The sequence below is a fragment of the Hungatella hathewayi WAL-18680 genome, from assembly GCF_000235505.1.
In the GTDB taxonomy this organism is placed as follows: domain Bacteria; phylum Bacillota; class Clostridia; order Lachnospirales; family Lachnospiraceae; genus Hungatella_A; species Hungatella_A hathewayi_A.
On the sequence record NZ_JH379030.1, the window covers coordinates 255,082 to 280,273 of the forward strand.

A 25,192-nucleotide genomic window follows, 5' to 3' on the forward strand; every position below is an offset into this window, starting at 1 on the left:
CCTTGTTTATGCGTGTCCATACTGGACAATCCCCTTGGTTTTTGCTTTTAAACGTTCAAGAAGCAGCGCCTTTGCAGCCTTTGAAACCGCCTGCTCATAGGCATCCTCCCCTGCAACATTTCTTCGTTCTTCCGGGTCCTGTGCCAAATCCGTATACTCCTCTTCCCCGGTCTCATAAATCACATACTTATAATCTTCTCCCACAATCGCATTGACACAGACATCACAGTCATAACCGTTGCGATACTCTATCATGCAGGCCTCCCTCACCCTCACCGCTTCATCCCGGATGTGGGGTGCCTGGGATATTCCATCCACGTAGGAAGGAACCGGACAACCGGTCAGTTCCAGAATGGTCGGCGCGATATCCACCGCGGATACCAGTCCCCTCGACACTCTCGGCTGAATCCCCGGCACATGCATCAAAAGCGGTGTGTTGATCAATCCCTGGTACAGAAACGGCCCCTTAAGCCAGAGACCGTGGTCTCCCAGCAGTTCTCCATGGTCGGAGGCCAGAATCACAATCGTATCCCCCATCAGCCCCTGCCGTTCCAGCTCATCCAACACCAATCCCACATTCCGGTCAATCGCCTCAATCATCGCGTAGGTGTGGCGGACTCTCTCTATTGCCACTTCCTTGGGAATTCCATCCCCATGTTTGGGAGGAGCGCTTCCTCTGCGGCTCCAGCTCCCCTGAAATTGCTGCTCGAAATGCCCTGGCCGGCTTTCCAAATCCTCCGGTGTTCCAATCGGAGCCGCAACCGGGGCATCCTTCCACCGCTCATAATCATCATAGCAGGACGTGAACGGATGATGGGGGTCCGGAAAACTCACTGACAGGAAAAATGGTTTCTCCCTGTCTCTGATATGTCTTAAATAATTCACACTGCGCTCCCCCACAAAGGCGGAGGAAGACAGGCTCGATGGCATATTCCGCACTCCGCAGGTCTCATCCGGCCCATACACCGGACCACACGGCGTCACCGTAAACATCTCGTCCTTACCGCCGTGTTCCCGAAACCATTTGTAATAATGAGCCTTCGGCAGTGTATGCCCCACAGTCAGCTCCACGTAATCAAAACCAAAATATCCGCCCTGGTACCCATCCTCCTCAGGCATCTCCTCCCAGGTTTTGACACTCTCAAAACTCTTTCCCTCCGATTCCGGACTGTATGGATTAAAATGGATTTTTCCGATACTGGCCGTCTGGTATCCTTCCCTGCGAAGCTCGTGCATGACCGTACGCCCGTCATCTACCTTCACCAGGCCGTTGGTGTAACTGCCATGATTGGACGGATACATACCGGAAAACCACGTCGTGCGGTTTGGACCACAGATGGGGTTTGCTACATAGGAATGCTCAAACCGAATACTCTGCGCCGCCAGCCGGTCTATATTGGGAGTTTTCACATAAACGTTGCCGTATGCTCCGATACAGTCCCTGCGAAATTGGTCAGCCAGGATGACAACAACATTTTTCTGTTTCACCCGTTCCCCTCCTCCTGTTACTTTTTTCGTTAACGTTAACGTTATTAACAAAACTACAATAGCATTATATGTATGATTTGTCAATATATTTTATTATATATTACATAATTTATGCATTTTAACGATACAACTTTCATATTTACCCTCTCTAATTCTGTATTTTATATCGTTAACGTTAACTATTCGTCTTAAAAACAAAAGAACCCTGAGAGATATCACATTTCCCTATCTCTCAAAGTTCTTCTAATCATTCAAAACTTATCTCCCCGCCGCCACAATCTCATCAATAATATCCACATAATCCGCGCAGAACTTCCCATACATCGGCGTCACCGCCTCCTGGAACTTCTCCTTCTCCTCCGGCGGCAGCTCAATCACCTCACAGCCAGCGGCGCGGACCTTGTCCTCGGAGGTCTTCTCCCGCTCCGCCCACAGCTCCCGCTCATACCGGGCGGACTCCTGGGCACAGCTTCGGATGATAGCCTGGTCCTCCTCCGACAGTTTCTTCCAGGTGGAACCGGCCACAATCTGCAGCTCCGGCACCCGGGTGTGTTCATCCAGCGTAAAGTACCTGGCCACCTCATAATGGCTGGCCGACTCATAGGACGGCCAGTTGTTCTCCGCCCCGTCAATAGCCCCCGTCTGAAGCTCCGAGTACACCTCACTGTACACCGACGCCGTGGGGTAAGCCCCGAGCGCCCGCACCATCTCCATCATCAGCTCCGACTCCTGGACACGAATCGTCATTCCCTTCATGTCCTCCAGCGTCCGTATTGGTTTTGCAGTGCTGTAAAAATTACGCGCCCCAGCGTCATACCAGGACAACGCCACCAAATCCAGCTCGCTGACCGAATCCAGGAAATCGTCTCCAATCTCCCCCTCCAGCACCTTCCACATATGGTCGGCACCGGTATAGAGATAGGGCAGCTGAAGCACATTCAGCTTCGGTATCGCATCCCCCATGGTGCTTAATGACACCCTGGCGAAATCAACCCCGCCAAACTGCATCTGCTCCACCACATTTCTCTCGTCCCCCAGAATTCCGTCCGCATTAATCTGTATCTCAATTCTTCCGCCGGTCCGCTCCTTCACCAGCTCCGCAAACCGATACGCCCCCTGGGTGGTGGGATAATCCTCCGCCTGGTTTTCCGCATAGGTAAACACAAACTCCGGAGCAGCGCCGTCAGCCGCCTTCTTTCCCGGACTGCCGCATGCAGTCATTAAAACCGCCGCCATACACAGCAGCAGATATCTTCGTCTTTTTCTCACGGCCCGTCCTTTCTCTCAAAAACAACCGGGGCCGCCTCCGGCAGCCAGTCAGACCGCCGGCAGCACCCCCGGTATCATTTGTTATCAAACTCAAATACTCATATTCACCCTTAACCCAGCATCTGCGGCAGCCACATACTGATAGCCGGCACAAACGTAATCAAAAGCAACGTCACAATCATACACAGGTAGAACGGCAGCGTCGCCTTCACCACCCGTTCCATGGACACCTTCGAGACCGCCGAACCGATAAACAATACCGCTCCAACCGGAGGTGTCAACAGACCGATACCACAGTTTAAGATTACCATGATACCAAACTGAATCGGGTCAATACCGATGGAAGTTGCAATTGGAAGCAGGATAGGTGTCGCAATCAGAATGATTGGAGCCATATCCATGATACATCCAAGTACCAGCAGAATCAGGTTCAACAGCAGCGCCAGAATAATCGGGTTGTCCGTGATACTGGTAATTGCGCCAGCCGCCAGCTCCGGCACGTGAAGACGTGTCAGACAGAAGCCGAAGATATTGGAGGTTGCAATCAGAATTAACACGATGGACAGTGTATCCACACAATCACCAAGAACTCTCCATACGCCCTTCCAGTCAAGTCCCCTATAGATAAACACGCTGACAATCAAGCTGTAAATAACAGCGATAGCCGCGGACTCCGTAGCCGTAAACACACCGCCTACAACGCCGAACACAACAATCAACACTGCCGCAAGCGCCCAGATCGACACGCTCATCTGTTTCACAAGATTCATGATGCTGAACTTCTCGCCCTTTGGATAATTGCGTTTCACGGAAATGATGTAGGAACCAATCATCAGGCTGGCCGCCAGCAGCGCGCCCGGAAGGTAACCTGCCAGGAACAAACTTCCCACGGAAATGCCACCTGCCGTAGTTGCATAGATAACCATATTATGGCTTGGCGGAACAAGAAGTCCCTCACAGGAGGAAGTGATTGTAACCGCCGTTGAAAAGTCATCGTCATAACCCTGGTCCACCATCATAGGAATCAGGATGGAACCAAGAGAAGCCGTATCAGCGGCCGCCGAACCGGAAATACCGCCAAAGAAATAGGAAGCCACGATGTTAACCATCGCCATGCCGCCCCGCATCCACCCCACACAGGAGTTGGCCAGCGCTATCAGCTTCTCGGAAATGCCTCCGGAGCCCATCAGACAGCCCATGGTGATAAAGAACGGCACCGCCATCAAACTGAAGGAGCTGATACCCTTTACCATCTGCTGGCAGATCGTCGTCAGTGGAAGTCCCTGTGACAGCAGACACAAAACGGAAGAAAGAGCTACTGCATATGCAATTGGAAACCGCAGGAATACCATAATAAAAAAGCTGGCAAGTAATATTGTAATTGCTAATGTATCTCCACTCATGCGTTATGCCTCCTCCTTTACAAAGAAACTTTTGATATGATTATATAAGGCTTCCAGCTCAAAGATCAGCATAGCCACGCCGGCCAGTGGAACCGGGAAGTACATCCAGAATCTGGACACATTCGGCATGCTGACATAGGTCCCCTTGGAGCCGATTCCGGTCGCATATTTCCAGCCCACCGTAATCATAATCACGGACAGAATCAAAACCGCAAGGTCCGCCAGAATATCGAGTGACTTTACCAGTCCTTTTGGCAGGTAACCGTCCAGAGCCGTCATACGAATATGGGCGCCTCTCCTGATGGCAAGCGCGGCCGAAAGAACAGCCATATAAGACATACATGTCAGCACCACTTCCTCGCTCCATGCTGGGTCCGGAATAAACGGTATGTAACGCCCAGCAACTGCCATAGTGGTAATCAGAATATCCACGATCAGAAGTATCTTACATATGAACATAACAAACCTGTAAGTCACGTCATACGCAGGTTTAATCTTATCGATAGTTTTAAAAATCCCCGGCATACTACTCCCTCCTTGTGATAACACAACACTTGAACTTTTGTGTTAAAAAGGCACAGGGGCCTTGATTCCCCTGTGCCCGTCTTTCATTACCTGTGATTACTGTAAATCCAGAATCTGCTGATACAGTTCTTTATTCTTAGCGGTAGAGGACTCGATGATATCCTTACAAGCCTCCTGCCATGGTTTGATGTCAGTAACCTCAACAACGTTACATCCCTCATCCTTTAACTGCTGAAGAACTTCATTCTCAGCGTCCTCAGAAATCTTTCTGTTGAAATCGGAAGCATACTTGCCAGCCTCAACAATGATATCCTGCTGTGCCGGTGTCAGCTTATCCCAAGCCTCATCTGTGATGATAACCTGGATTGCGCCCAGTGTATGTCCATCCAGAATCAGGTTGTTGGCAACCTCTGGGAATGCGTTGGACTTGTAGTTTGCGATTGGCTGCTCTGCACCATCTACAACACCGGTCTGCAATGCGGAGTATAACTCACCGAAGGAAACAACTGTCGGAGAAGCGCCAAGGCCTTCAACCATACCGTTCATAATCGGGTCGTTAGACACACGAAGTTTCATTCCCTTTAAATCTTCAATACCGTTAACCGGGTTCTTTGTGAAGAAATGACGGAAGCCCTCTTCTCCATAGAACAGACCTCTCACACCGCTGCCATTCTCGTGCGGTTCAAGCAGGAATTCCGGCGCCAAATCAGAGTTAGCAAAATTCCAGAAATGGTCACGGCTTACAAATGTAAACGGTACGGAAAGGAGACTGGATTTCTCTCCGCCGTAGCTTGTCAGAGCGAATGCGGAGATACGGGACATATCAATAGTTCCGCCGCCGCCAAGCATAGTATCAAGTACGTCGTTCTCAGAACCGAGAACACCACTTGCCTGAATATCAATCTTCATCTTACCGCCGGACAGTTCCTCTACTTTCTCCTTGAAAGCAGTACCTGTCTGGCCAACGATGGTATCTAACGGGTTAACCTCTGCGTATACTAAAGTTACCTCTGGCATGTCAGCCGTATCAGCTGCCGCTGCCGCCGTGGTATCCTCTGCCTTGCTCTCACCTGCTGCTGCCGCTGTGGTTGTCTCAGCCGGAGCTGCCGTGGTTGCATCTGTCTTCGCATTGCCGCAGCCAGCTAAAGAAGCCGCTACCATTGCCATGCACAGGGTTGTACTAAGAAATCTTTTTTTCATGAATCTTTTCCTCCTCTTAACACATTTTTTACGCTTCTGCATTAAATTTTAACGCTTTCTTCACGTTAATTTTATTATAAGAGATAAACCGGATTCTGGATACGGTAAATTTTTGTGAATCATAGTATAATTTTAACCTATCCGGCATTCTTATTTATGCATTTCATACAAACGGTGTTAAAAAGATAACAATCAGCCTTTCTGAAATATATCCAGCCGGTATTCCGTCGGGCTCTGGCCCGTAATCCGCTTAAATACCTTCGCAAAATAGTTGGAATCGGAATAGCCCACCGCCTTGCCGATCTCCTTCACGTTCACCGTGGGCTCCGCCAGCATTTTCTTGGCCTCCTCCACCCGGTATTCCGTCAGATAGGAGGTAAAATTCCGGTTGAAGCACTGCTTAAACAGCTTACAGAAATAGGCCTCCGAGTAATTCATCATCCGCGCCACGTCCTGCATAGACAAATCATACATATAATTCTCCCGGATATACTGGGTGATCATCTCCGCTACCTTGGACAGCCGCACATTGCCGGCCTCCTCCGGCTCTTCCTCCGAAGTGATATCCTCCGAATCCCCGGCGTCCCCGCGTTCCACGCCGATGCCGTCAGACCCGCCAGCCTGCTCCTGTTTAAACGCCTCCTTTTCTCTCTCCCGCTCTCCGGCCAGCCGCATGGCTTCCTCCACAACCAGGATCAGTTCCTCGTCATTATAAGGTTTTAACAGATAATCCAGGGCACGCACGGTGATAGCCTTCTTGGCGTAGGCGAACTCATCAAAAGCCGTCAGGAAGATGATACAGCAGTCCTTGTCCGTCTCCCGGATTTTCTCCGCCGCCCCGATTCCGTTAATTCCCGGCATCTCAATATCCAGGATGGCAATCTGAATCTTCTCCTCCTCGTAGATGCGCAGGGCTTCCCTGCCATTTTCCGCCTGGAAAATCTCGCACTGCTCCCCTAAATTCTCCTTCAGTGTCTTATATAACACCGCTCTCTCTATCATCTCATCATCGGCTATCAGCAGACGGTACATGCCTATTCCTCCTTTTTATCCCAGACCTGCTCGGCCTGTCTATCCTGGGGGATTACCATCTGAACCACGGTTCCCCTGTCTTTCTTACTGTATATCCTCAAATCTCCGCCCTCCGGATACATGATGTGAATCCTCTGGTAAATGTTGCCCACACCGATTCCCACCCGGGCCGTCCGCTTGCCATTCAGCGCCCCAAGCAGCTCCTCAAGGCTCTTTTCATCCATGCCGACTCCCGTATCCGCAACGGATATGGTGACATTTTCCCCATCCTGCCACACCCGCAGGCAGATAAGTCCTCCCTGCTCCTTCTTCGACAGACCGTGGATGATGGCATTTTCCACCACCGGCTGAAGGGTGAAGGCCGGAATCATCACCTCGTCCTCATCCACCTTCAACATGGCTTTAAACTGGATCCGGCTTCCAAACCGCATCTGCTGGATATAGAGATAGTCCTTTACCACCTTCATCTCCTGGGACAGCGGCACGACCTGCTCCGAGGTCTTCAGATTATACCGGAACAGATTGCTCATGCTGGATATCATCCGCTCCGTGGTGGCCGCTTCCTCCAGCTTTGCTGTGCAGGCAATCATATTTAACGTGTTAAACAGAAAATGAGGATTAATCTGGCTCTTTAACAGCTCCATCCTGGTGGCGTCCAGACGTTTCTCCATCTCCATCTTCTCCAGCTCCTCCTGATGAAGCAGCTGTGCCATCTCGTTATTCTTCTTTAACGTATTGATATAACCCTCCGTGGAGTGCTTCATCTTGTTGAAGGCCCTCACAAGCTCGCCCACCTCGTCTTTATTCGGTGTGACCATGTCCGGCTCGCTGAAATCATTTTTCCCAATCTTCCTGGAGCTGCGGGCCAGCTGAATCAGCGGGTTGATCAAGGTGTTGGACAGCAGCCTCGTGATGCAGATGGCCACCACCATCATGACAATGGAGAATACCAAGATCAGGTAGGGCATATTGTAAAACACGGATACCTTGTCCTGGTAGCTGGCATTTCCCTCCTTTAAGGTCACCTGTACCAGACGCCTGATATACGTCTGGATGTAGGACTGCATATTATAGATTTTATAGAGACTCGGAATAAAATTTTCATCTGACGAGCTCATCTCCAGAAGCCGGTCCCTGGCATCGCGGTAATTCTCATAGCCGTTTTTCACATTCCAGGTTCTGGCGTACCGCTCCTGGCCGATTTCCCCGTAGTCAAAGGGCAGGGAGCGCAGGCACCGCTCACTTCTGACACAGGCCAGCACATACTCTTCCCGGTTCTCCGAGGTCCGCTCTCTCACATAGGTCTCAAACGCCTTGATCTCCAGTTCCATGGCCTCCTGAAAATCATGGCACCGGGAGTTGTCATCCAGTATCACGTTAAAGCTGCCCAGGGCAAAATTCATGACATAGATATTAAAGGCCACGGACAATCCCATAACCAGAATCACCATAACGGTGTAAGAGCCAAGTTTTTTCTTCAGCGACACGGACAGCCAGATATTCTTTATGTACTGAAACATATCTGCTCCTTATTTCTGTGCGAACACAAAATTTGCTAAATAAAACAGCAGGAAGGTGTGGGCCGGATAGAACACATAAAAGAAATACTTAAGCCCCGGTCCCTTCTTGTTGTTGTAGGAGAGCATAAACGGCAGCGCCAGCGCCATCATCCACTGAATGGACGGCGGCTCCACCATCATCTCGAAACTGAACTGGCCGATACAAAACAGCAGATACACGACGGCCAGCCAGTCCTTCTTCTCCCTCAGAAAGTACATGAGCACACCCAGGACGATGAACTCCATCCCATACTCATTCAGATAAAGATTGGGGATAATGCCCGTCCGCACATCACCGCTGACATAGCGCAGCGCCGGCACAAAATTCGGCGCCATATAATACAGAATCTGAAGCGCAAACAGGCCTCCCAGCGCCAGCAGCCCCTTCTTCTTGTCCTTCAGAAACAGCTCGATGATGCTGATAATCACTCCCACCAGGAACATGCTGGCGAAAATATTGTGGAACCCGTAGCCGAATCCGTCCGTCGGGAAAAAGTGGTCCACCGCCAGGGCGAATCCCGTCATAAACAGGCTCATCAGATACATCCGAATCAGATAAACCTTTCTGTTTCTCGTATAATGATATCCCCAGACCATACAGAATAAAAACAGCGGGTAAGAGATTCTCCCTATCCACCGAAACCAGATAGGCGCTCCCGGAAAATAAAGACCGATATGGTCTATGAACATAAAAATAACCGCCAGCATTTTGAGGGCAAATGTACTCATATCAAACATTCTCAACTTTCTTTTCTTCTATTCTATTTCTTTTTCCACAATAACGCAAGGATTTCATGGGTTCATCCACATTCTTCCTGATTTTTTACCCAAAAAGAACCCGGCTCCATCAACCGGAACCGGGTCCCCATATACAAGCTGCGTATCCTACTGGTAAATCGGATACTTATCACAAATCTTTGTCACCTCGCTGCGGATGTAATCGGCTTTCGCCTCGAAATCCGTTGCCGCCAGCCAGATGCACTCCGCGATTTTCTCCATGTCCTCTTCCTTTAAGCCGCGGGAAGTGATGGCCGGAGTTCCCACACGGACGCCGGAGGTCACAAACGGGCTTCTCGGATCGTTTGGCACCGTGTTCTTGTTCAGTGTGATATAAACCTCGTCACAGCGGTTCTGAAGCTCCTTGCCGGACACATCCATGCCCCGCAGGTCAATCAGCATCAGATGGTTGTCAGTGCCGTCGGTGAGCAGCTTGAAGCCCTGCTTTTTCAGCGCCTCCGCAAGAGCCTTGGCGTTCTTCACTACCTGCTCCTGGTAGGTCTTGAATTCCGGCTTCAATGCCTCCCCGAAGCAGACAGCCTTGCCGGCAATCACATGCTCCAGCGGACCGCCCTGGGTTCCCGGGAAGATTGCTTTATTGAAGTTAAATTTGTCAGCAGCCTCCTGGTTGGCCAGAATCATACCGCCTCTTGGCCCCCGCAGGGTCTTGTGGGTGGTGGTTGTCACCACATGGGCATAGGGAATGGGGCTTGGGTGCTGGCCTGCTGCCACCAGACCCGCAATATGGGCCATATCCACCATCAGGTAAGCGCCCACCTTGTCCGCCACCTCACGGAAGCGTTTGAAATCAATCTCCCTGGCGTAAGCGCTGGCCCCGGCAATAATCAGCTTCGGTTTGGATTCCACAGCGATTCGCTCCAGCTCGTCATAGTCAATATATCCTTCGTCATTTACCCCGTAAGGAACGATATTAAAATACAGTCCGGAGAAGTTCACAGGGCTTCCATGGGTCAGATGGCCGCCATGGTCAAGGTTCATGCCCATCACCGTGTCGCCCGGCTTTAACATGGCTACAAACACCGCCATATTGGCCTGTGCGCCGGAATGGGGCTGCACATTGGCGTAATCACAGCCAAACAGTTCTTTGGCGCGGTTGATGGCCAGTGTCTCCACCACATCCACACACTCACAGCCACCGTAGTAACGTTTGCCTGAATACCCTTCCGCATACTTGTTGGTCAGCACGGTGCCCATCGCCATCATAACCGGCTCCGATACAATATTCTCGGAGGCAATCAGCTCCAGATTCCGTCTCTGTCTCGCGCACTCCGCCTCAATGGCCCCGCCCACTTCCTTGTCATAGCTGGTGATAAATTTCATTACTTCATTAACCATGATTTCGCTCCTTCTTCCCTGTATTGTTTTTGGTGATTATAGAACATCTTGAACATGAGTGTCAAGTCATTCCCCTGCTTTTGTCCGAAGCATCTGCTCATACACGTTTCTGTCGATGGGCAGAGCCACTTTTTCTTCCGTCCAGGCGGACAGATAGGAGGCATTGGCAAGCTCCACGCTCTTGAGACCTTCCTCCCCCGGCGCAATTAACGGTGCGCCGTTTAACAGGTGGTCTGCAAAATTCTGAAGCATCAGCCGGTAGGCATTGTCCTCCTGGGGGAGACACATCTCCTCCGTGGTGTACGCAAGCGTCCCATAGATTTCCGTGTTCTCCTTCTGGAACCGGGTGGTCTCCATCACATTTTCCCGGAGCGTCAGCTTCTCATTGCCCTCGATGGAAATCATCCCCTTCGTTCCCCATATCTCAAACCGGTTGACGCCCGGATTCTCCCCGCTGGCGCTGATAAAGCTGCCCCGCAGGCCGCTGTCATACAGAAAACGGATATCCACGCTGTCATCCACGTCAAAATCATTGTATTTCCCAAAATCGATAGAAGCGTCCAGCTGATCCGGCATCCCCAGAATCCACTGCCACAAATCCAGATAGTGCTGGCACTGGTTAATCAGCAGCCCGCCGTGCTCTCCCGCCCAGCTGCTCCGCCAGGGAGCCGACTTGTGATAGCAGGTGGTCCGGAACCAGTTGTTGCACACCCACACCGCCCTGGTGACGGTGCCAAGGCCCCCGGCCGCCACAATCTCCTTCGCCTTCGCAAATGACGGCGCCACCCGGCAGTTGAACATCATGGCAAACGACGTTCCCGCCCGTCTGGCCTCCGCCAGCAGTCCTTCCACTTCCTTCACGGACACCCCGGCCGGCTTGTCGCACAGCACGTGCTTTCCCGCCGCAAACGCCCTTTTCCCAATCTCCACATGGGTGGCATGGGGCGTCACCACAATCACCGCGTCAAACTCCTTCTCGTGGGCAAAGGTATCGTCCACATCCGTGTAGACAGCCACCCCCGGGTACTCCTCCCGGATAACCGCCTGCCCCTTCTCATTCCGGCAGCAGATTCCGGTCAGACGCATTCCCGCAATCTCCCCGTCCCGAACCAGCTGGGCGTACTGCCGCCCCATGCCGCCAAATCCAATCACAACCGCTCTCACCTGTTCCATATCAACTCTCCCGCTCTGTCAGCCTCGCAGCTCACGCCACATCTCACTCCACATCTCACTCCACAAACTGATATTCCTTAATCACAATCTGAAAATTCCGGTTTCCATTATATTCATTGATGGTCGGATAGTAGATAATATCCATCACCCGGTGCTGTCCCATCTCCTCCACGAACTCATCCCCGTTGCCGAACACCATGCCGTCCATGGCCGTCCCGCTCTCCGAGACCAGGGACAGCTTCACCGCGTTCCGGTTCTTTCCCAGCACCCGTGTGCTCCTGATATGTAAATGCTTCTGGGCAAACTGCGGCTTCTCATTGCCCTGTCCAAACGGCTCCAAAAGCTCCAGTTCCCCAATCAGCGGCTCCGAGATATACTCAATCGGCATGGGAACGTCAATCCAAACCTTGGGAATAAAATCCTCCTCCGTCAGTCTGGCATTCCGGTTTAACTCCAGCCGCAGCTGCTCCACATCCTCCTCGCGAAGCGACAGTCCCGCCGCCATGGGATGGCCGCCAAACTTCGTCAGCAGATGCTTCACCTCCACCAGCGCCTCAAACATATGATACCCTTCAATCGAGCGGCCGGAGCCCTTCACCCCGTCTTCCGCCCTTGTCAGCACCAGCGACGGCTTGTGATACCGCTCCCTCAGCCGCCCGGCAATGATTCCCGCCAGCGACTCATGGCAGTCCGGCAGATAAACCACCAGAACCTTATCCTGCATATACTTCTCTTCCACCAGCAGGGCCGCCGCGTCAATCCCCTCCTGGGTCATAGTTTTTCTGGTGTCATTTAACTCCTTCAGTTCCTGGGCCATCCGGTCCGCTTCCGCCTCGTCCTCACACAGCAGCATGGACAGCGCCAGCTTGGCTGTCTGAAGCCGTCCGCCGGCATTGAGACAAGGCCCAATCACAAACCCGATATGGTAGGCGCTGAGATGGCAAATGTCCAGATTGTTCTTCTCCACCAGCTTTTTCAGCCCCACGCTCTTCGTCCGGCACACCCGGCGGAGTCCCTCTTTCACAATAATCCGGTTCTCATCCTGGAGACGCATCACGTCCCCCACCGTGGCGATGGCCGCAAACTCAATCATCTCTTCCCATTCCGCCGCCGGCACGCCAAACCGCTCATAGAGCGCCTGCACCAGCTTCCAGGCCACCACCGCCCCGCAGATTTGCTTCCACGGATATTGGCAGGCCGCCTGCTTGGGATTCACAATCACGTCGGCCGGAGGCACCATTTCCTTCCCATCCTCGCAGAGAATGTCATGGTGGTCCGTGACAATCACCGTCATCCCCAGTTCCTTCGCCCTGGCAATCTGGGACACCGCCGCGATTCCGTTGTCACAGGTCAGCACCGTGTCCACACCGTCTGCCGCCGCGGCCTCGATGATCTGCTCATTGATTCCATACCCGTCCTTCACCCGGTCCGGAATCTCATAGTCCACCTTCGCGCCAACCCGTTTCAGCGCCCGGTACAGCAGATAGGTCGAACAGACGCCGTCGATATCATAATCCCCCACAATCCGGACAGCGCTGCCGCCCTGTATCTTCTCTGACAGCAGAGCCACCGCATCATCCATATGTAACAGCAGATGAGGCGAATACAAATCTTTCAGCGTCCCTCTTAAATAACGCGTCAGCGCCTCATCCCCCACCACATCCCGGTTCCGGATAATCCGTGCCGTCACCGGCGATATGCCGTACTGCTTACCAATTCCATTAAAATCCGCCTTCTTGGCGTACATCATCCATTTTGTCGTCATGTATCCCGTCTATCCTCTGCTTTTCTAACTGTCTATGCCGTCCAGTGTCTCCAGTTTTTCCGCTTCCTCCGGCGCCACCTTCGGCTCAATCCGCTCGATGACGGCTCTTTTTGTCGGTTTCGCGTTCCGTTTCTTCTTATTCAGGGAGGAGCGCTCCAGCCGGCTCTGCAGACTGGTAATCGAATACAGAATCGGTGCAAAATCCCCCCGGTAAGCCTGCTGGCACTCCGACTCGGCATGATAATTCTCATTGCCAATCTCCTGAAGCAGGTGCTTTTCATCCTTGATAATGTCGTTCAGCCGCTCAATCAGCGCATTCATGGAGTCCGTCAGCACGCCGATTTCGTCCTCCGACTTGTAATCCAGCCGCACATCCAAATCTCCGTTGGACACCCGCCTGGTGGTCTCCACAATCTTCTTCACCGGCTTCTCAATGGACCGCAGAATGTAGATGATCAGCAGCGCAATAAACGCCCCCGTCAGCCCGATGGTCAGCGCCTTGGTGGCCGTCAGCCTTGCATACAGTCTGTCCCCGTACATGCTGGCCGCCTCCGCCCCCTGCTTGTTGAACTCCACCACCTTCAAAAACAAGGCGCTGGCCTCATCAAACAGCTGCTGGGACTCCTCCTGAATCAACACCTGGGCTTCCCCCGTCCGGTTGTTCCGGCTCACCTCCAGCAGTCTGTCACTGCATTCCAGATAGCGCTCCCAGACATCTTTGGCCTCATTCATCAGCCGCTCATCCTCTTCGTTGGTGATATAATCCTCATACTTCGCAAAATCGGCGTCAATCTCCTGGCGCATCCGGAATATCTCCTGCTCCGCCTCGTCCATGCTGGCCTCGTCCCTGGCTATCACATGATAATTCTCCTGAAGCCGGTAGTCCGCCATGGCTGTGTTTAACTCCTCCGCAATAATCACCGAAGGAAGCCACGCCTGGGATATATCCGTGCTGGCCTGGTTCAAATACCTGGCCGTATACACCGACTCCCCGCCTATCACCACCAGCCCTACAATGCTGACCGCTCCCAGCACAATCAGCTTCGTCTTTATCTTCACATCATGAATTGATTTTATCTTCATAGCCCTTTAACGCCTTTCTCCTCTGCCTGTAATCCGGCAATTCTTTTTCCACAATCTCCCAAAACCGGTTGGAGTGATTCATCTCCCTGCGGTGGGCCAGCTCATGGACCACCACATAATCAAGTAATTCCTCCGGAACCAGAATCAGCTTCCAGTTATAATTCAAATTTCCCTTCGCGCTGCAGCTCCCCCACCGGGTCACCTGCTCCCGGATGGTGATGCGCCCGTAGGTCACGCCCATCCGCTCCGCCCAGTAGGCCGTCCGTTCCGCCAGCGTCTTCGCCGCCTGCCGCCGGTATTCCTTCACCTGCTGCGGCGGATAGGAAACCTGGCGTTCCAGCCGCTCCCTGGCTTCCCGGTAATGCTTCTCTATCCATTCCTCGTGGCTTTTCGCAAATGCCCTGGCCGCCCCGTCAGACACCCTCATGGGACAGCGCACCACCACCCGCCCATCCCGCGTCACCTGGATCGCCATGGTTTTCCGCCTGGAATGGACAATCGAAAAAGGTATCTCATCTGTCATTTTCCTATCTCCCTGTGTAAAACCTTTGTCTCCCATTATAGCTAATATTCTCTGAAGAAACAAGAATGCATTTACCGATTTTGCAAATAGATGAGAAGCATCAGTAAATCCTCACTCTGCTTCAAATCCAGTCCCGTCAGTGTCACAAACTGTTCCAGCCGGTTCCGCACCGTGTTGTGGTGCACATCAAGAAGTCTGGCGGCCTCCCTGGTATTAAAGCCAGCCCTGATGTAAGTATCCACCGCCTCCACCACATGCTCCCGTACCTCCGGCCCCAGTTCCTCCAGCGGCTCAAAATATTCCTCCAGAAACTCATCCAGATACGTTCTCACCTGGGGATTGGCCAGAAATACCCCCATTCCCATATCGTGAATGTGGAGCAGTCCCGCCTCCACAGATTGACTCTTCCCGGACTCCACGGTATGACAAAGCTCCTCATGGCGGATTTTCACGCCTTCCCATCCGCTCCCCCAGCGTCCAACCGTCATCTGCACCGTCAAATCCGGGAAATATCCCTGAACGGTTTTCATCACCCCCGCGCAGATTTTCCGGCTGGCGGCCAGCAGCTCCCGCGCCTTCCATGTATTGTCCCCCAGCAAAATGAGCAGGTGCAGCCGCCCCTCCTTGTCGGTAAACCCATGAATCCCCCGCTTTTGCGACAACTGCTCCAGCAGACGCACCACCACCGGGTTATAAATACTGATTCTCTCCTCCATTCTGCCATCCTTTCCGGCAAAACGCACCAGGGCGGGTGTCCAGGCAGAGGTCTCCCCAAAGGCCACTCCCATGGCTTCCATCCGGCTCTCCTCCGGCCGGTTCTCCAGAAAAATCCCCTGGAGGTCCAGCCCCTTTTGAAGTATCAGATTTTTCTGCATCCTCCGCCGGTTCTGCATGGATTCGCTGACCAGCATCAGGGAATAGACCAGATAATTAAACTGATTGATATTGCCAGGCTCCGGACTATCCCACAAAATCAGATACTGGTATTCCGGCATCTGAAGCTCCATCGCCAGAAAGCCCGTCAGACTGTCCGCCAGGAACCCCCTCTCCCGTTCCCGTCCTCCACCATCTGCCGACTCATCTGCCACTGCCGCCCGTGGCCGGCAGTAACGGACCTTTCCATTCTGAAGCAGCCGCCCCTGTCCGTCCGCCAGCAGCTTCAGCCACTGCCCGGCCTCTCTAACCGGCAGCTGATAATCCGATGGATATTGCAGCATGTCCCCCGTCATCCGGTTGAGCAATAACAGCGGTTTTTGAAGCAGTTCCCCGGCACGGCTGATGAAATCATAGATCGTCTGGGAATGCTGCATCCCGTAAATCAACTGGTCATAGTCCTGATAGAAGACACCTTCCTCCGAACCGGTGGCGGAGATATTTAATATCATGGGAAGAATCAACTCGTGCCAGGAATATTTGTTGGGAATAAAAAAGATGGGAAACCGATATTCGTCCGCCAGCTTTTTGGCCTCCTCCGGGATGGTCTGAACGTAGCGAAACATCTTGATTCCCAGCGCCGCCGCCCCGTGCTCATGGAGCTTTCGTATCATTTCCATCATCCGCTCCGTCTGATTGGAGAACACATAGCCGGTGGTCAGCACAAACTCATACTCCTTCACAAAATCCACGGAATCCGGCGCCTCCAGCACCCCCACATACCGGATAGGATTATCCAGTCCCTCTTTCCCGGCAATCACCTGTAATTCCTGAAACGGTCCCGTCCGCATCATTTCCCTCAGTGTGTACGGCATCCCTCTTCCCCCTTCTTCTTTCGTGTACTTATCCGTATCATACAATTTATTTATACGTTTGGTCAATGACTTTTTTCCTGTTTCCTTTTATGATGACCGTGATAGCTAGACCAAGATAAGAATAGGGGGTATATTATGAATCCATTAAAGGCTGAACTGGATTTGCTGGCGGCCAGAATCAGAAGAACCGTTCTATACAGTTTTTATCACCTGGGGTTCGGTCATCTGGGTGGAAGTCTCTCCATCAGCGATGCGCTGGCCGTCTTATACGGCGGTATCATGAAGATTGACCCGGCCGCGCCCGCTGACGAAAACCGGGATTTTATGGTATACAGCAAAGGACATTCCGGACCGGGACTATATGCGGCTCTGGCCGTGAAAGGTTATTTTCCCATGGAGCTTTTGGAAACCATGAACATGCCGGGAACCACCATTCCCAGCCACTGCAACCGTCTTCTGACTCCCGGTGTCGACATGACCACAGGCTCTCTGGGACAGGGCGTCTCCCTGGCTATGGGTATGGCGGCGGGATGTAAGGTACAAAACAGAGACAACCGTGTCTATCTGATTACGGGAGACGGGGAATGTCAGGAGGGCCAGGTGTGGGAGGCCGCCATGTTTGCCGCCCAGCACAAACTGGACAACTTAACCATGCTGGTAGACTACAACAAAAAACAACTGGACGGGTATCTGGATGATATCTGCTCCCTGGGGAATCTGGAGGACAAGTTCAGAGCCTTCGGGTGGAATGTATTTAACATTGACGGACATGACACCATGGCCATCTGGAGGGCCCTGTCAGACTGCCGTCAGGTGAAGGAACAGCCATCCGTCATCCTGCTCAACACCATAAAAGCCAAAGACTGTTCCTTCGCGGAAGGCGTGCTCTACAACCACCATATGACCTTCACCACCGAGCAGTTAGACGATGCTATGGCGGTTCTGGATAAAAAAATAAACGCACTGGAAATTTTAATGGAAAAGGAGGCGCACGGCCATGTTTGAACAGGATAAAATCAGGATAGCCGGTAAGCCAGTGACAGAGACGAAAGCCATGCGGGATGTGTATGCGGACACCCTGATGGAGTTGGCCGGCCAGGACGGGCGCATTGTCATTCTGGATGCGGATTTGATGAATTCCATCGGAACCGTCCCCTTCGCCAGGGCATACCCGGAGCGCTCCTTCAACTGCGGTATCCAGGAGGCCAACATGATCGGAACCGCCGCCGGAATGTCAGCGGTGGGGCTGATACCCTTTACCCATACCTTTGGCTGCTTCGCTTCACGAAGAGTGGCGGACCAGGTATTTATGTCCTGCGCCTATGCGGAACTGAATGTGAAAATGATTGGCAGTGACCCGGGTATCACGGCGGCCTACAATGGCGGCACCCATATGGCGCTGGAAGACTGCGCCATCATGCGCAGCATTCCCGGCATCACCATTGTGGAGCCGGTCGACAATGCCATGCTGGCTGATGTGCTGCGCCAGGCCGCCAATACCCCAGGCAATTTCTATATCCGGCTTCTGCGAAAGCAGGCTGTGAAAATATATGAGGAGGGTTCCGTCTTCTCCTTCGGAAAAGCGGTGACGCTGCGGGAAGGCTCTGACGTCAGCATTTTTGCCGGCGGCATCTGTGTGGCGGACGCCCTGACAGCGGCTGACATGCTGGCATCCCAGGGAATCCGGGCAGAGGTTGTGAATCCATTTACCATCAAACCCATGGATACCGAAGGAGTGACTGCTTCCGTGAAGAAAACCGGAGCCGCCGTGACAGTGGAAAATCACAATATCATCGGCGGGCTCGGCTCCGCCGTCTCCGAGGTTTTGACGGAGCATTGTCCGGCCCCCTTAGAGCGCTTAGGCGTGCACGACACTTTCGGGGAAGTGGGTCCGGTAGACTATTTAAAGAAACGGTTTCAAATGATGCCGGAAGACATCGTAAAAGCGGCCTTGAGGGCCATCAACCGCAGACAGAATGTCTGATTACATGAAAACATACGAAAAGGAGATGTTACTTATGCAGGAACTTATGGTCCGCCCCACGGTATACCGGTTTCAACAGTGCGTAGAATTCGCTGGCCAGTTTCAGATAGGAAAAGGGGATTTGATTCTCACCAACGAATTTATCTATCAGCCGTTCTTTGCCTCCCTGAACTTGGACTGTGACGTGATTTACCAGGAGCGCTACGGGGCCGGGGAGCCCACCGATGTGATGGCGGAGGCCATTGCCGGCGATATGAATCCCCAGTGCCGGAGAATCATTGCCATCGGCGGAGGAACCATCCTCGATATCGCCAAGATTCTGGCGCTGGACACCATACTGCCGATTGAGGAGCTCTATGACGGGAAACGGCCCATTACCCGCAGCCGGGAGCTGATTCTGGTGCCCACCACCTGCGGCACAGGGAGCGAGATGACCAATATCGCCATCCTGGCTCTGACCCGCCGCAATACCAAGAAAGGGCTGGCCCATGACAGCATGTACGCGGACGCGGCAGTGCTGATTCCGGAGCTTTTGAAGCACCTGCCCTTCCGCTTCTTTGCCACCAGCTCCATCGATGCCCTGATTCATGCCATGGAATCCAGTCTGTCTCCCAGGAGCAACGAGACACTGCGCCTGTTCTCTTACCGCGCCATCTCCATGATCCTGAACGGATACCAGGAGATTGCCGCCCGGGGAGCCGACGCCAGACTGGAACATCTGGAGGAATTTCTTCTGGCCAGCACCTACGCCGGAATCGCCTTCGGCAATGCGGGATGCGGCGCGGTCCACGCCATGAGTTATCCGCTTGGAGCCGTCTGCCACGTCCCCCACGGTGAAGCCAACTATGCCATGCTGACCGGCGTTATGGAGAAATACATGGAGTTAAAATCTGACGGACAGATTCAGAAACTGAACCGGCATATGGCTTCCATTCTCGGATGTGAAGAACAAGATATCTACCAGGAACTAGAGCGGCTGTTGAATGTCCTGCTGCCCAGGAAATCTCTGAAGGAATACGGGGTCACCGAAGAAGAGCTTCAGACCTTCACCGACTCCGTCATGACAGAGCAGGGACGGCTGATGTCCAACACCTTCGTTCCCCTGTCACGCCAGCAGGTGTATGAAATTTATAGACGTGTCTATTAATCAAGAAACCAAAAATCGGAGAACAATGGTTTGCTCCATTATCCTCCGATTTTTTATATTTATCTCTTATTACACAATTATTCAGGAAAATGCTCCCCGCTCCCACGCCTCTTCCACACAGAAGACAGGAACACTCCCAGAATACCGCCCACCGCCGCAGGCACAATCCACTGAAGCCCCAAATCATAAAACGGCAGTCCCGCCATCAGTCCGGCAAGCGCCGGTATCTCCGAGCCGATGCTGATACCCCCGGTAAACAGCGCGCACACCGGGTACACCAGCCGGAACCGCCGGATAAGCGGGTGGAGAAATGCCAGCACAATCAGCACAATGGCCACCGGGTAAATCATATTCAGCACCGGCACCGATATCTCCAGAATCCGGTTCAGCCCTGCGTTTGATATCACCAGACTGGCTCCTGCGAACAAGAACACCCAGGTCCGGTACCCCACCCTCGGAACAATGGTACAGAAATACCGGCTGCAGCAGCTGAGCAGTCCCACACAGGTATTCAGGCAGGCGATAAAAAAGATAGCCGCCAGAATCACGGCGCCGGCATTTCCAAACTGGTACTGCACGACCCGGTTTAACGTCTGGGCACCATTTTCCATCACCCCAAAGGTCTCACCCGTCATGGCCCCAATGTGGGCCAGGGCGCTGTACACCGCCATCAGCACGATACCCGTGATAATCCCCGCCTTCACCGTGGCCGACACCACCGCCTTCTCCTCCGTCACCCCCATGGCCTGAATATTCAGGGCAATAATGATTCCAAAGTTCAGAGCCGCGATGGTATCCATAGTCAGATACCCCTCCAGAAATCCCTTCACCATGGGATTCCTCTCATAAGCCCCCGACGCGCTTCCATATCCCCCAATGGGATGAAGCACACAGCCCACAAAGATGAGAAGAATCAGCGTCAGCAGACAGGGCGTCAGGATTTTCCCCAGACGGTCCGACAGCTTGTCCGGCTTTAGGGCCAGCAAAAGAGCAATCAGGAAAAATACCGCCGAGTAGAGCAGCTGCGCCGTCCCCAGTCCCCCGGCGCCCCCCAGCACCGTCTGCGGCACAAAAGGCGCCACCGCCATTTCAAACGAGGTGCTGGCCGTCCTGGGAATCGCCAGGCACGGTCCAATGGACAGATAGATTAGCAGCGTAAACACAAATGCAAATACCGGGTGCACCCGCCCCGCCAGGGCATCTAAGCCCCCCGAGCGGGCCACCGCAACCACGCCAAGCACCGGAAAGCCGATGGCGCTCAGTGCAAATCCCGCCATGGCAATCCAGGTGTGGCTCCCCGCCTGTACTCCCAGAAATGGCGGAAAAATCAGGTTCCCCGCTCCAAAAAACATGGAGAACAGTGTCAATCCCACCAACAATTGTTTCTTACCCGATAAACGATTTCTCATGTAGTATTACCTTTCCCTCTGTCGTCATTCCATCAAAATATGCTTCCCACCGCATACAGACTGTCCGCCAAATCCGACCGGTAATCTGCCGCCGACGGATTCAGACTGTTGATCACAACGCCGCCGCTTCCCGCTCTCCCGGTGGCGTGAATATAGCTTCCATTTCCCAGATACATGGCAATATGCCCCGGAAAATACAGTAAATCGCCTGGTTTCATCTCCGACGCCGCTATCTCGTGTACCGGATATCCTTCCACCATCCGCGCGTCCCGGTATATCAAAATCCCGCACAGCATATAGCAGGCGGAGGTCAGCCCCGAGCAGTCAACGCCCGCCGTGGAGCGGCCGCCCCAGCGGTACTGCACCCCCAGATAGGAAGCCGCCCGCTTCACCACCTCTTCCCGGAAAGAGGTTTCCTCCACCGCCTTCTGCGGCAGCCGCGGCTCCCAGGCCCCCGCCTGGGAAAACTCCTTCTTCCACAGGTACTGGTTTCTCATATAACCGACGCTTCCGTCCACCAGGCCAACCTTCGCCCAGCCTCGTTCCTCGGATTCCAATTCTATCACCCGGACAAGACTCCCCCGGTACAGACTCTGAAACCGGATTCCCTGCACACGGGGAGCCGACACCACATCCGTGTATCTCCCACCGGCCACCATCAGTCCGGAGTCATCCCAGGCTTTTCCGTCCCGCGCATGAATCCAAAGCATATCTTCCGTCTTCACATACCCCGTGTAACCGTAGAACGTCTTCACCGGCGTAAAACCGCCTTCGTCCTCCCCCGTCACACCAAATATCATCCCATACAGGCCCTCATCCGCAATCGCCGACACCATCAGCCCATCCTTCGTCAGCGTCTCCGTGTACGGCCCTTCATAGACAGCAATCACCGGTTCCTTCACAATTCCAACCACAACTGCCCAATCCCTTCACACTTCTATCCCTACTATATCTATTCAGACATAGTTTTTCCTAATCCGTGTTTTTTATAAAGAAAAAGCGCTACATCTGAAAATCAGATATAACGCTTTTTGTACGTGCGTGAGAAGATTCGAACTCCCGACACCTTGGTCCGTAGCCAAGTGCTCTATCCAGCTGAGCTACACACACATCCGCCGCTCATTCAAGCGACTATATTATTATAACAACTATGGGGAAAATGTCAAGTATTTTTGCAAGATTTATTTGTACGTAATTTTATGCCTGTACTCACATGATTCTGCCACCACTTGACAAACCGGAAATAACTGGTATAATGCAATATAGTTCTAAATAGAACAATATTTACAGAAAGTGAGGACACCATGACAACTGAATTTCTGACCTGTATCTCACTGACCAGGCGGCTTTACGACCAGCTTCTGGAACCGGTCTGCGAGCATTACGGTATCACCCGCATGGAGCTGGATATTCTGCTGTTCCTGCACAATCACCCGGGCCATGATACCGCCACGGACATCATCAAAATCAGGCATCTCACCAAATCCCATGTCTCTTCCTCCATCAAGACACTGGAAGAACAGGGTTATCTGGAGAAATTTTACCAGGGCAGCAACGGAAAGACCATCCATCTGAAGGTCACGGACAAAGCCGCGGAGATTTTAGCAGGTGGGCTGAAGGCCCAGAAAGCATTTTCCAATCTCGTGTTTCAAAATTTCAGCGACGAACAGATAGCAAATATGGAAAAAAATTTAAAACGATTAACAGACAACGTGCAGACAGCACTGGCAGGAGGAAAGAAACATGGTTTATGAATTTATCATCTGTTTTATCGCCGGCATCGGAGCCGGACTGGGAACCGGATTTGCGGGCATGAGCGCGGCGGCCGTCATCAGCCCCATGCTGATTACCTTTTTACATATTGACCCTTACGAGGCGGTAGGCATCGCCCTGGCCAGCGATGTGCTCGCCAGCGCCGTAAGCGCCTACACCTACGGCAAAAACAAAAACCTGGATATCCCCAACGGCAGCATTATGATGGTAGCGGTTCTCTGCTTCACCCTGGTGGGCAGCTGGGTCTCCAGCCTGGTGCCAAGCACCACCATGGGCAGCTTCTCCGTCTTCATGACCCTGCTGCTCGGCATTAAATTCATTGTCAAGCCGGTGATGACCACCAAAGAGTCCATGGCCGGCGTCAGCAAAAAGAAACGGATTACCCAGTCCATCGTCTGCGGCATCATGGTCGGCTTCATCTGCGGCTTCGTCGGCGCCGGCGGCGGCATGATGATGCTGCTCATCCTCACCAGCGTTCTCGGCTATGAGCTAAAGACCGCCGTGGGCACCAGCGTTTTCATCATGACCTTCACCGCCCTGACCGGAGCCCTCAGCCACTTCACCATCGGCGGCGCTCCCGACATCATGATTCTGGGCATGTGCGTTCTCTCCACATTGCTGTGGGCCCGCATCGCCGCCCGTTTCGCCAACCGCACCAGCCCCATCGTCCTGAACCGGGCCACCGGCGTGGTTCTGGCAGTGCTGGGCGTCGCGATTCTGACCGTGAATTATCTGCCATAAGAATCTAACCGGCCTTTTGTAACAGCTTTTTATAGTTACAATCAATCAGGGCCGCGCCCAGCGGAGCGGTTATCAAAATCGAGAGTACCGCCACCGTCAACACGATATCCCCGCAGGCCAGTCCCATAGAAAGCGGCAGTCCGCCGATGGCTGCCTGCACCGTGGCCTTGGGAAGATACGCCATAGCCGAGAAGACGCGCTCTTTTCGGCTGAGCGGCGTTTTCACCAGGCACAGGAACACTCCGGCTATCCGGAATACCAGCACGCCCAAAATCAAAACCACGGCCATCGCTCCGGCCTTCCACGCATATCCCACATTCACCGTAGCCCCGACAAGCACAAACAACAAAATCTCCGCTCCCACCCACAATTTGGAAAACTTCTGGGACAAACGTCTGGAAACGTCATATTTCCGCCGCTGGAGAGCCACTCCCATGGCCATCACCGCCAGCAGTCCGGAAAATCCAACCACGCCATTCATGCTGTGCTCCAGCGTAACCAGCAAAAATGCCACCGACAGCATCAGCACCACCTTGCTGCTGTCCCTCATATGCACCTTCTCAAACAACACCGAAAGCGCCAGTCCTACCAGAACACCGCCGGCCAGCCCCAGCACAATCGAGGTCGGTATCGCCAGAAATCCAAAAGCCGACAGACTCCCGCTCTTCTCCAGCCCCGCAAATGCCGTAAACAGCACAATCACAAACACATCATCCACCGAGGCTCCGGCCATAATCATCTGAGGAATACTCCTCTCCTTCCCATAGCCCTCCTCCATCAGTTTCAGCATCCTGGGCACAATCACCGCAGGCGACACCGCCGCCACCACCGTCCCCATGACAGCCGCCTCCAGCCTGGTCAGCCCCAGCAGAGCCGGAGCCAGCAGCACCATCCCCACAATTTCAAAGCAGGCCGGCACAAAGCACATCAAAACCGCCGGTCTCCCCACCTTCCTCAAATCCTCCACATCCAGATTCAGTCCCGCCCGCGCCAGAATAATAATCAACGCAATCTGCCGAAGCTCCCCCGATATCCCCAAAATACTCCCATCCAGCAAGTCCAGCCCAAAAGGCCCCAGCAAAATCCCCGTAACCAGCATCCCCAACAGCCTGGGCACCCCCATCTTCTCCAACAAACTCCCCAACAACATCCCACACAAAAACACCAACGCCAGCGACAATAACATCTCTCTACTCTCCTTTTCTCTCCGCAGGCAGCAAAAAAGCTGATGCGCCTG

At 53.2% G+C, this 25,192-nt stretch carries 22 protein-coding genes and 1 tRNA gene; 5 read left to right on the forward strand and 18 right to left on the reverse strand.

The annotated features are described in order from the left end of the window. Nucleotides 1-6 precede the first annotated feature (6 nt). The 14 genes from HMPREF9473_RS24910 to HMPREF9473_RS24975 all read right to left on the reverse strand — a co-directional run bounded on the left by HMPREF9473_RS24910 (nucleotide 7) and on the right by HMPREF9473_RS24975 (nucleotide 16,946). Entirely contained in the window at nucleotides 7-1,488 is a 1,482-nt protein-coding gene (locus tag HMPREF9473_RS24910) for a sulfatase family protein (RefSeq protein WP_006783007.1), read from the reverse strand. A gap of 258 nt (nucleotides 1,489-1,746) precedes the next feature. Continuing rightward, nucleotides 1,747-2,757 carry a TRAP transporter substrate-binding protein gene (dctP, locus tag HMPREF9473_RS24915; RefSeq protein WP_034860143.1) on the reverse strand — a complete coding sequence of 337 codons (1,011 nt, stop codon included), beginning with the start codon at nucleotides 2,755-2,757 and terminating at the stop codon, nucleotides 1,747-1,749. A 110-nt stretch (nucleotides 2,758-2,867) separates the two neighbouring features. Then, nucleotides 2,868-4,160: a TRAP transporter large permease gene (locus HMPREF9473_RS24920; protein ID WP_006783009.1), complete on the reverse strand. Its 1,293-nt coding sequence runs from the start codon at nucleotides 4,158-4,160 to the stop codon at nucleotides 2,868-2,870. A gap of 3 nt (nucleotides 4,161-4,163) precedes the next feature. Next, on the reverse strand, nucleotides 4,164-4,685 hold the full coding sequence (locus HMPREF9473_RS24925) for a TRAP transporter small permease (RefSeq protein WP_006783010.1): 522 nt from the start codon (nucleotides 4,683-4,685) through the stop codon (nucleotides 4,164-4,166). Nucleotides 4,686-4,781: 96 nt separating this feature from the next. Then, nucleotides 4,782-5,885 (reverse strand): TRAP transporter substrate-binding protein, encoded by a 1,104-nt coding sequence (locus tag HMPREF9473_RS24930; protein WP_006783011.1) that lies wholly within the window; start codon nucleotides 5,883-5,885, stop codon nucleotides 4,782-4,784. A gap of 192 nt (nucleotides 5,886-6,077) precedes the next feature. After that, complete coding sequence (locus tag HMPREF9473_RS24935) at nucleotides 6,078-6,917, reverse strand: response regulator transcription factor (protein ID WP_006783012.1); 840 nt, start codon at nucleotides 6,915-6,917, stop codon at nucleotides 6,078-6,080. A 2-nt stretch (nucleotides 6,918-6,919) separates the two neighbouring features. Then, nucleotides 6,920-8,437, reverse strand: coding sequence for a sensor histidine kinase (locus tag HMPREF9473_RS24940; RefSeq protein ID WP_006783013.1), 1,518 nt, complete (start codon nucleotides 8,435-8,437; stop codon nucleotides 6,920-6,922). 9 nt (nucleotides 8,438-8,446) lie between these two features. Continuing rightward, nucleotides 8,447-9,214, reverse strand: coding sequence for a TraX family protein (locus tag HMPREF9473_RS27155; RefSeq protein ID WP_242830904.1), 768 nt, complete (start codon nucleotides 9,212-9,214; stop codon nucleotides 8,447-8,449). Nucleotides 9,215-9,361: 147 nt separating this feature from the next. Beyond that, the gene (glyA, locus tag HMPREF9473_RS24950) at nucleotides 9,362-10,609 is read right to left on the reverse strand and encodes a serine hydroxymethyltransferase (RefSeq protein ID WP_006783015.1); all 1,248 of its coding nucleotides are present in this window, start codon (nucleotides 10,607-10,609) and stop codon (nucleotides 9,362-9,364) included. A 66-nt stretch (nucleotides 10,610-10,675) separates the two neighbouring features. Then, the gene (locus HMPREF9473_RS24955; protein ID WP_006783016.1) at nucleotides 10,676-11,782 is read right to left on the reverse strand and encodes a Gfo/Idh/MocA family protein; all 1,107 of its coding nucleotides are present in this window, start codon (nucleotides 11,780-11,782) and stop codon (nucleotides 10,676-10,678) included. Nucleotides 11,783-11,837: 55 nt separating this feature from the next. Next, the gene (gene recJ / locus HMPREF9473_RS24960) at nucleotides 11,838-13,547 is read right to left on the reverse strand and encodes a single-stranded-DNA-specific exonuclease RecJ (protein WP_006783017.1); all 1,710 of its coding nucleotides are present in this window, start codon (nucleotides 13,545-13,547) and stop codon (nucleotides 11,838-11,840) included. Between the two features lie 24 nt (nucleotides 13,548-13,571). Then, the gene (locus HMPREF9473_RS24965; RefSeq protein ID WP_006783018.1) at nucleotides 13,572-14,630 is read right to left on the reverse strand and encodes an MCP four helix bundle domain-containing protein; all 1,059 of its coding nucleotides are present in this window, start codon (nucleotides 14,628-14,630) and stop codon (nucleotides 13,572-13,574) included. Continuing rightward, on the reverse strand, nucleotides 14,608-15,153 hold the full coding sequence (locus HMPREF9473_RS24970) for a M48 family metallopeptidase (protein ID WP_006783019.1): 546 nt from the start codon (nucleotides 15,151-15,153) through the stop codon (nucleotides 14,608-14,610). Before HMPREF9473_RS24970 ends, HMPREF9473_RS24965 begins: the two co-directional genes overlap by 23 nt. 71 nt (nucleotides 15,154-15,224) lie before the next feature. Further along, nucleotides 15,225-16,946: a PucR family transcriptional regulator gene (locus tag HMPREF9473_RS24975; RefSeq protein ID WP_207636812.1), complete on the reverse strand. Its 1,722-nt coding sequence runs from the start codon at nucleotides 16,944-16,946 to the stop codon at nucleotides 15,225-15,227. 90 nt (nucleotides 16,947-17,036) lie between these two features. Between HMPREF9473_RS24975 and HMPREF9473_RS24980 the strand changes: the two genes are divergently transcribed. From HMPREF9473_RS24980 to HMPREF9473_RS24990, 3 genes are read left to right on the forward strand one after another with little or no spacing between them, the layout of a single operon-like run. Then, on the forward strand, nucleotides 17,037-17,906 hold the full coding sequence (locus HMPREF9473_RS24980) for a transketolase (protein ID WP_006783021.1): 870 nt from the start codon (nucleotides 17,037-17,039) through the stop codon (nucleotides 17,904-17,906). Next, nucleotides 17,899-18,885 carry a transketolase family protein gene (locus HMPREF9473_RS24985; RefSeq protein WP_006783022.1) on the forward strand — a complete coding sequence of 329 codons (987 nt, stop codon included), beginning with the start codon at nucleotides 17,899-17,901 and terminating at the stop codon, nucleotides 18,883-18,885. The genes HMPREF9473_RS24980 and HMPREF9473_RS24985 overlap by 8 nt, the downstream gene beginning before the upstream one ends. 34 nt (nucleotides 18,886-18,919) lie before the next feature. Next, complete coding sequence (locus tag HMPREF9473_RS24990) at nucleotides 18,920-20,032, forward strand: 4-hydroxybutyrate dehydrogenase (RefSeq protein WP_006783023.1); 1,113 nt, start codon at nucleotides 18,920-18,922, stop codon at nucleotides 20,030-20,032. A 77-nt stretch (nucleotides 20,033-20,109) separates the two neighbouring features. On the opposite strand, the gene brnQ is transcribed toward HMPREF9473_RS24990, so the two are convergent. From brnQ to HMPREF9473_RS25005, 3 genes are all read right to left on the reverse strand, one after another. Further along, entirely contained in the window at nucleotides 20,110-21,441 is a 1,332-nt protein-coding gene (gene brnQ, locus HMPREF9473_RS24995; RefSeq protein WP_006783024.1) for a branched-chain amino acid transport system II carrier protein, read from the reverse strand. A gap of 32 nt (nucleotides 21,442-21,473) precedes the next feature. Then, complete coding sequence (locus tag HMPREF9473_RS25000) at nucleotides 21,474-22,355, reverse strand: C40 family peptidase (RefSeq protein ID WP_006783025.1); 882 nt, start codon at nucleotides 22,353-22,355, stop codon at nucleotides 21,474-21,476. 122 nt (nucleotides 22,356-22,477) lie between these two features. After that, nucleotides 22,478-22,551: transfer RNA gene (locus tag HMPREF9473_RS25005), tRNA-Arg, on the reverse strand. A gap of 194 nt (nucleotides 22,552-22,745) precedes the next feature. On the opposite strand from HMPREF9473_RS25005, the gene HMPREF9473_RS25010 reads away from it, so the two are divergent. Both HMPREF9473_RS25010 and HMPREF9473_RS25015 read left to right on the forward strand, forming a co-directional pair. Next, on the forward strand, nucleotides 22,746-23,195 hold the full coding sequence (locus HMPREF9473_RS25010) for a MarR family winged helix-turn-helix transcriptional regulator (RefSeq protein WP_006783026.1): 450 nt from the start codon (nucleotides 22,746-22,748) through the stop codon (nucleotides 23,193-23,195). Next, nucleotides 23,185-23,955, forward strand: a complete 771-nt coding sequence (locus tag HMPREF9473_RS25015; protein WP_006783027.1) for a sulfite exporter TauE/SafE family protein — start codon at nucleotides 23,185-23,187, stop codon at nucleotides 23,953-23,955. The genes HMPREF9473_RS25010 and HMPREF9473_RS25015 overlap by 11 nt, the downstream gene beginning before the upstream one ends. Before the next feature lie 4 nt (nucleotides 23,956-23,959). Here HMPREF9473_RS25015 and HMPREF9473_RS25020 read toward each other — a convergent pair whose 3' ends face one another. Then, nucleotides 23,960-25,141 (reverse strand): cation:proton antiporter, encoded by a 1,182-nt coding sequence (locus HMPREF9473_RS25020; protein WP_006783028.1) that lies wholly within the window; start codon nucleotides 25,139-25,141, stop codon nucleotides 23,960-23,962. Nucleotides 25,142-25,192: the final 51 nt, after the last annotated feature.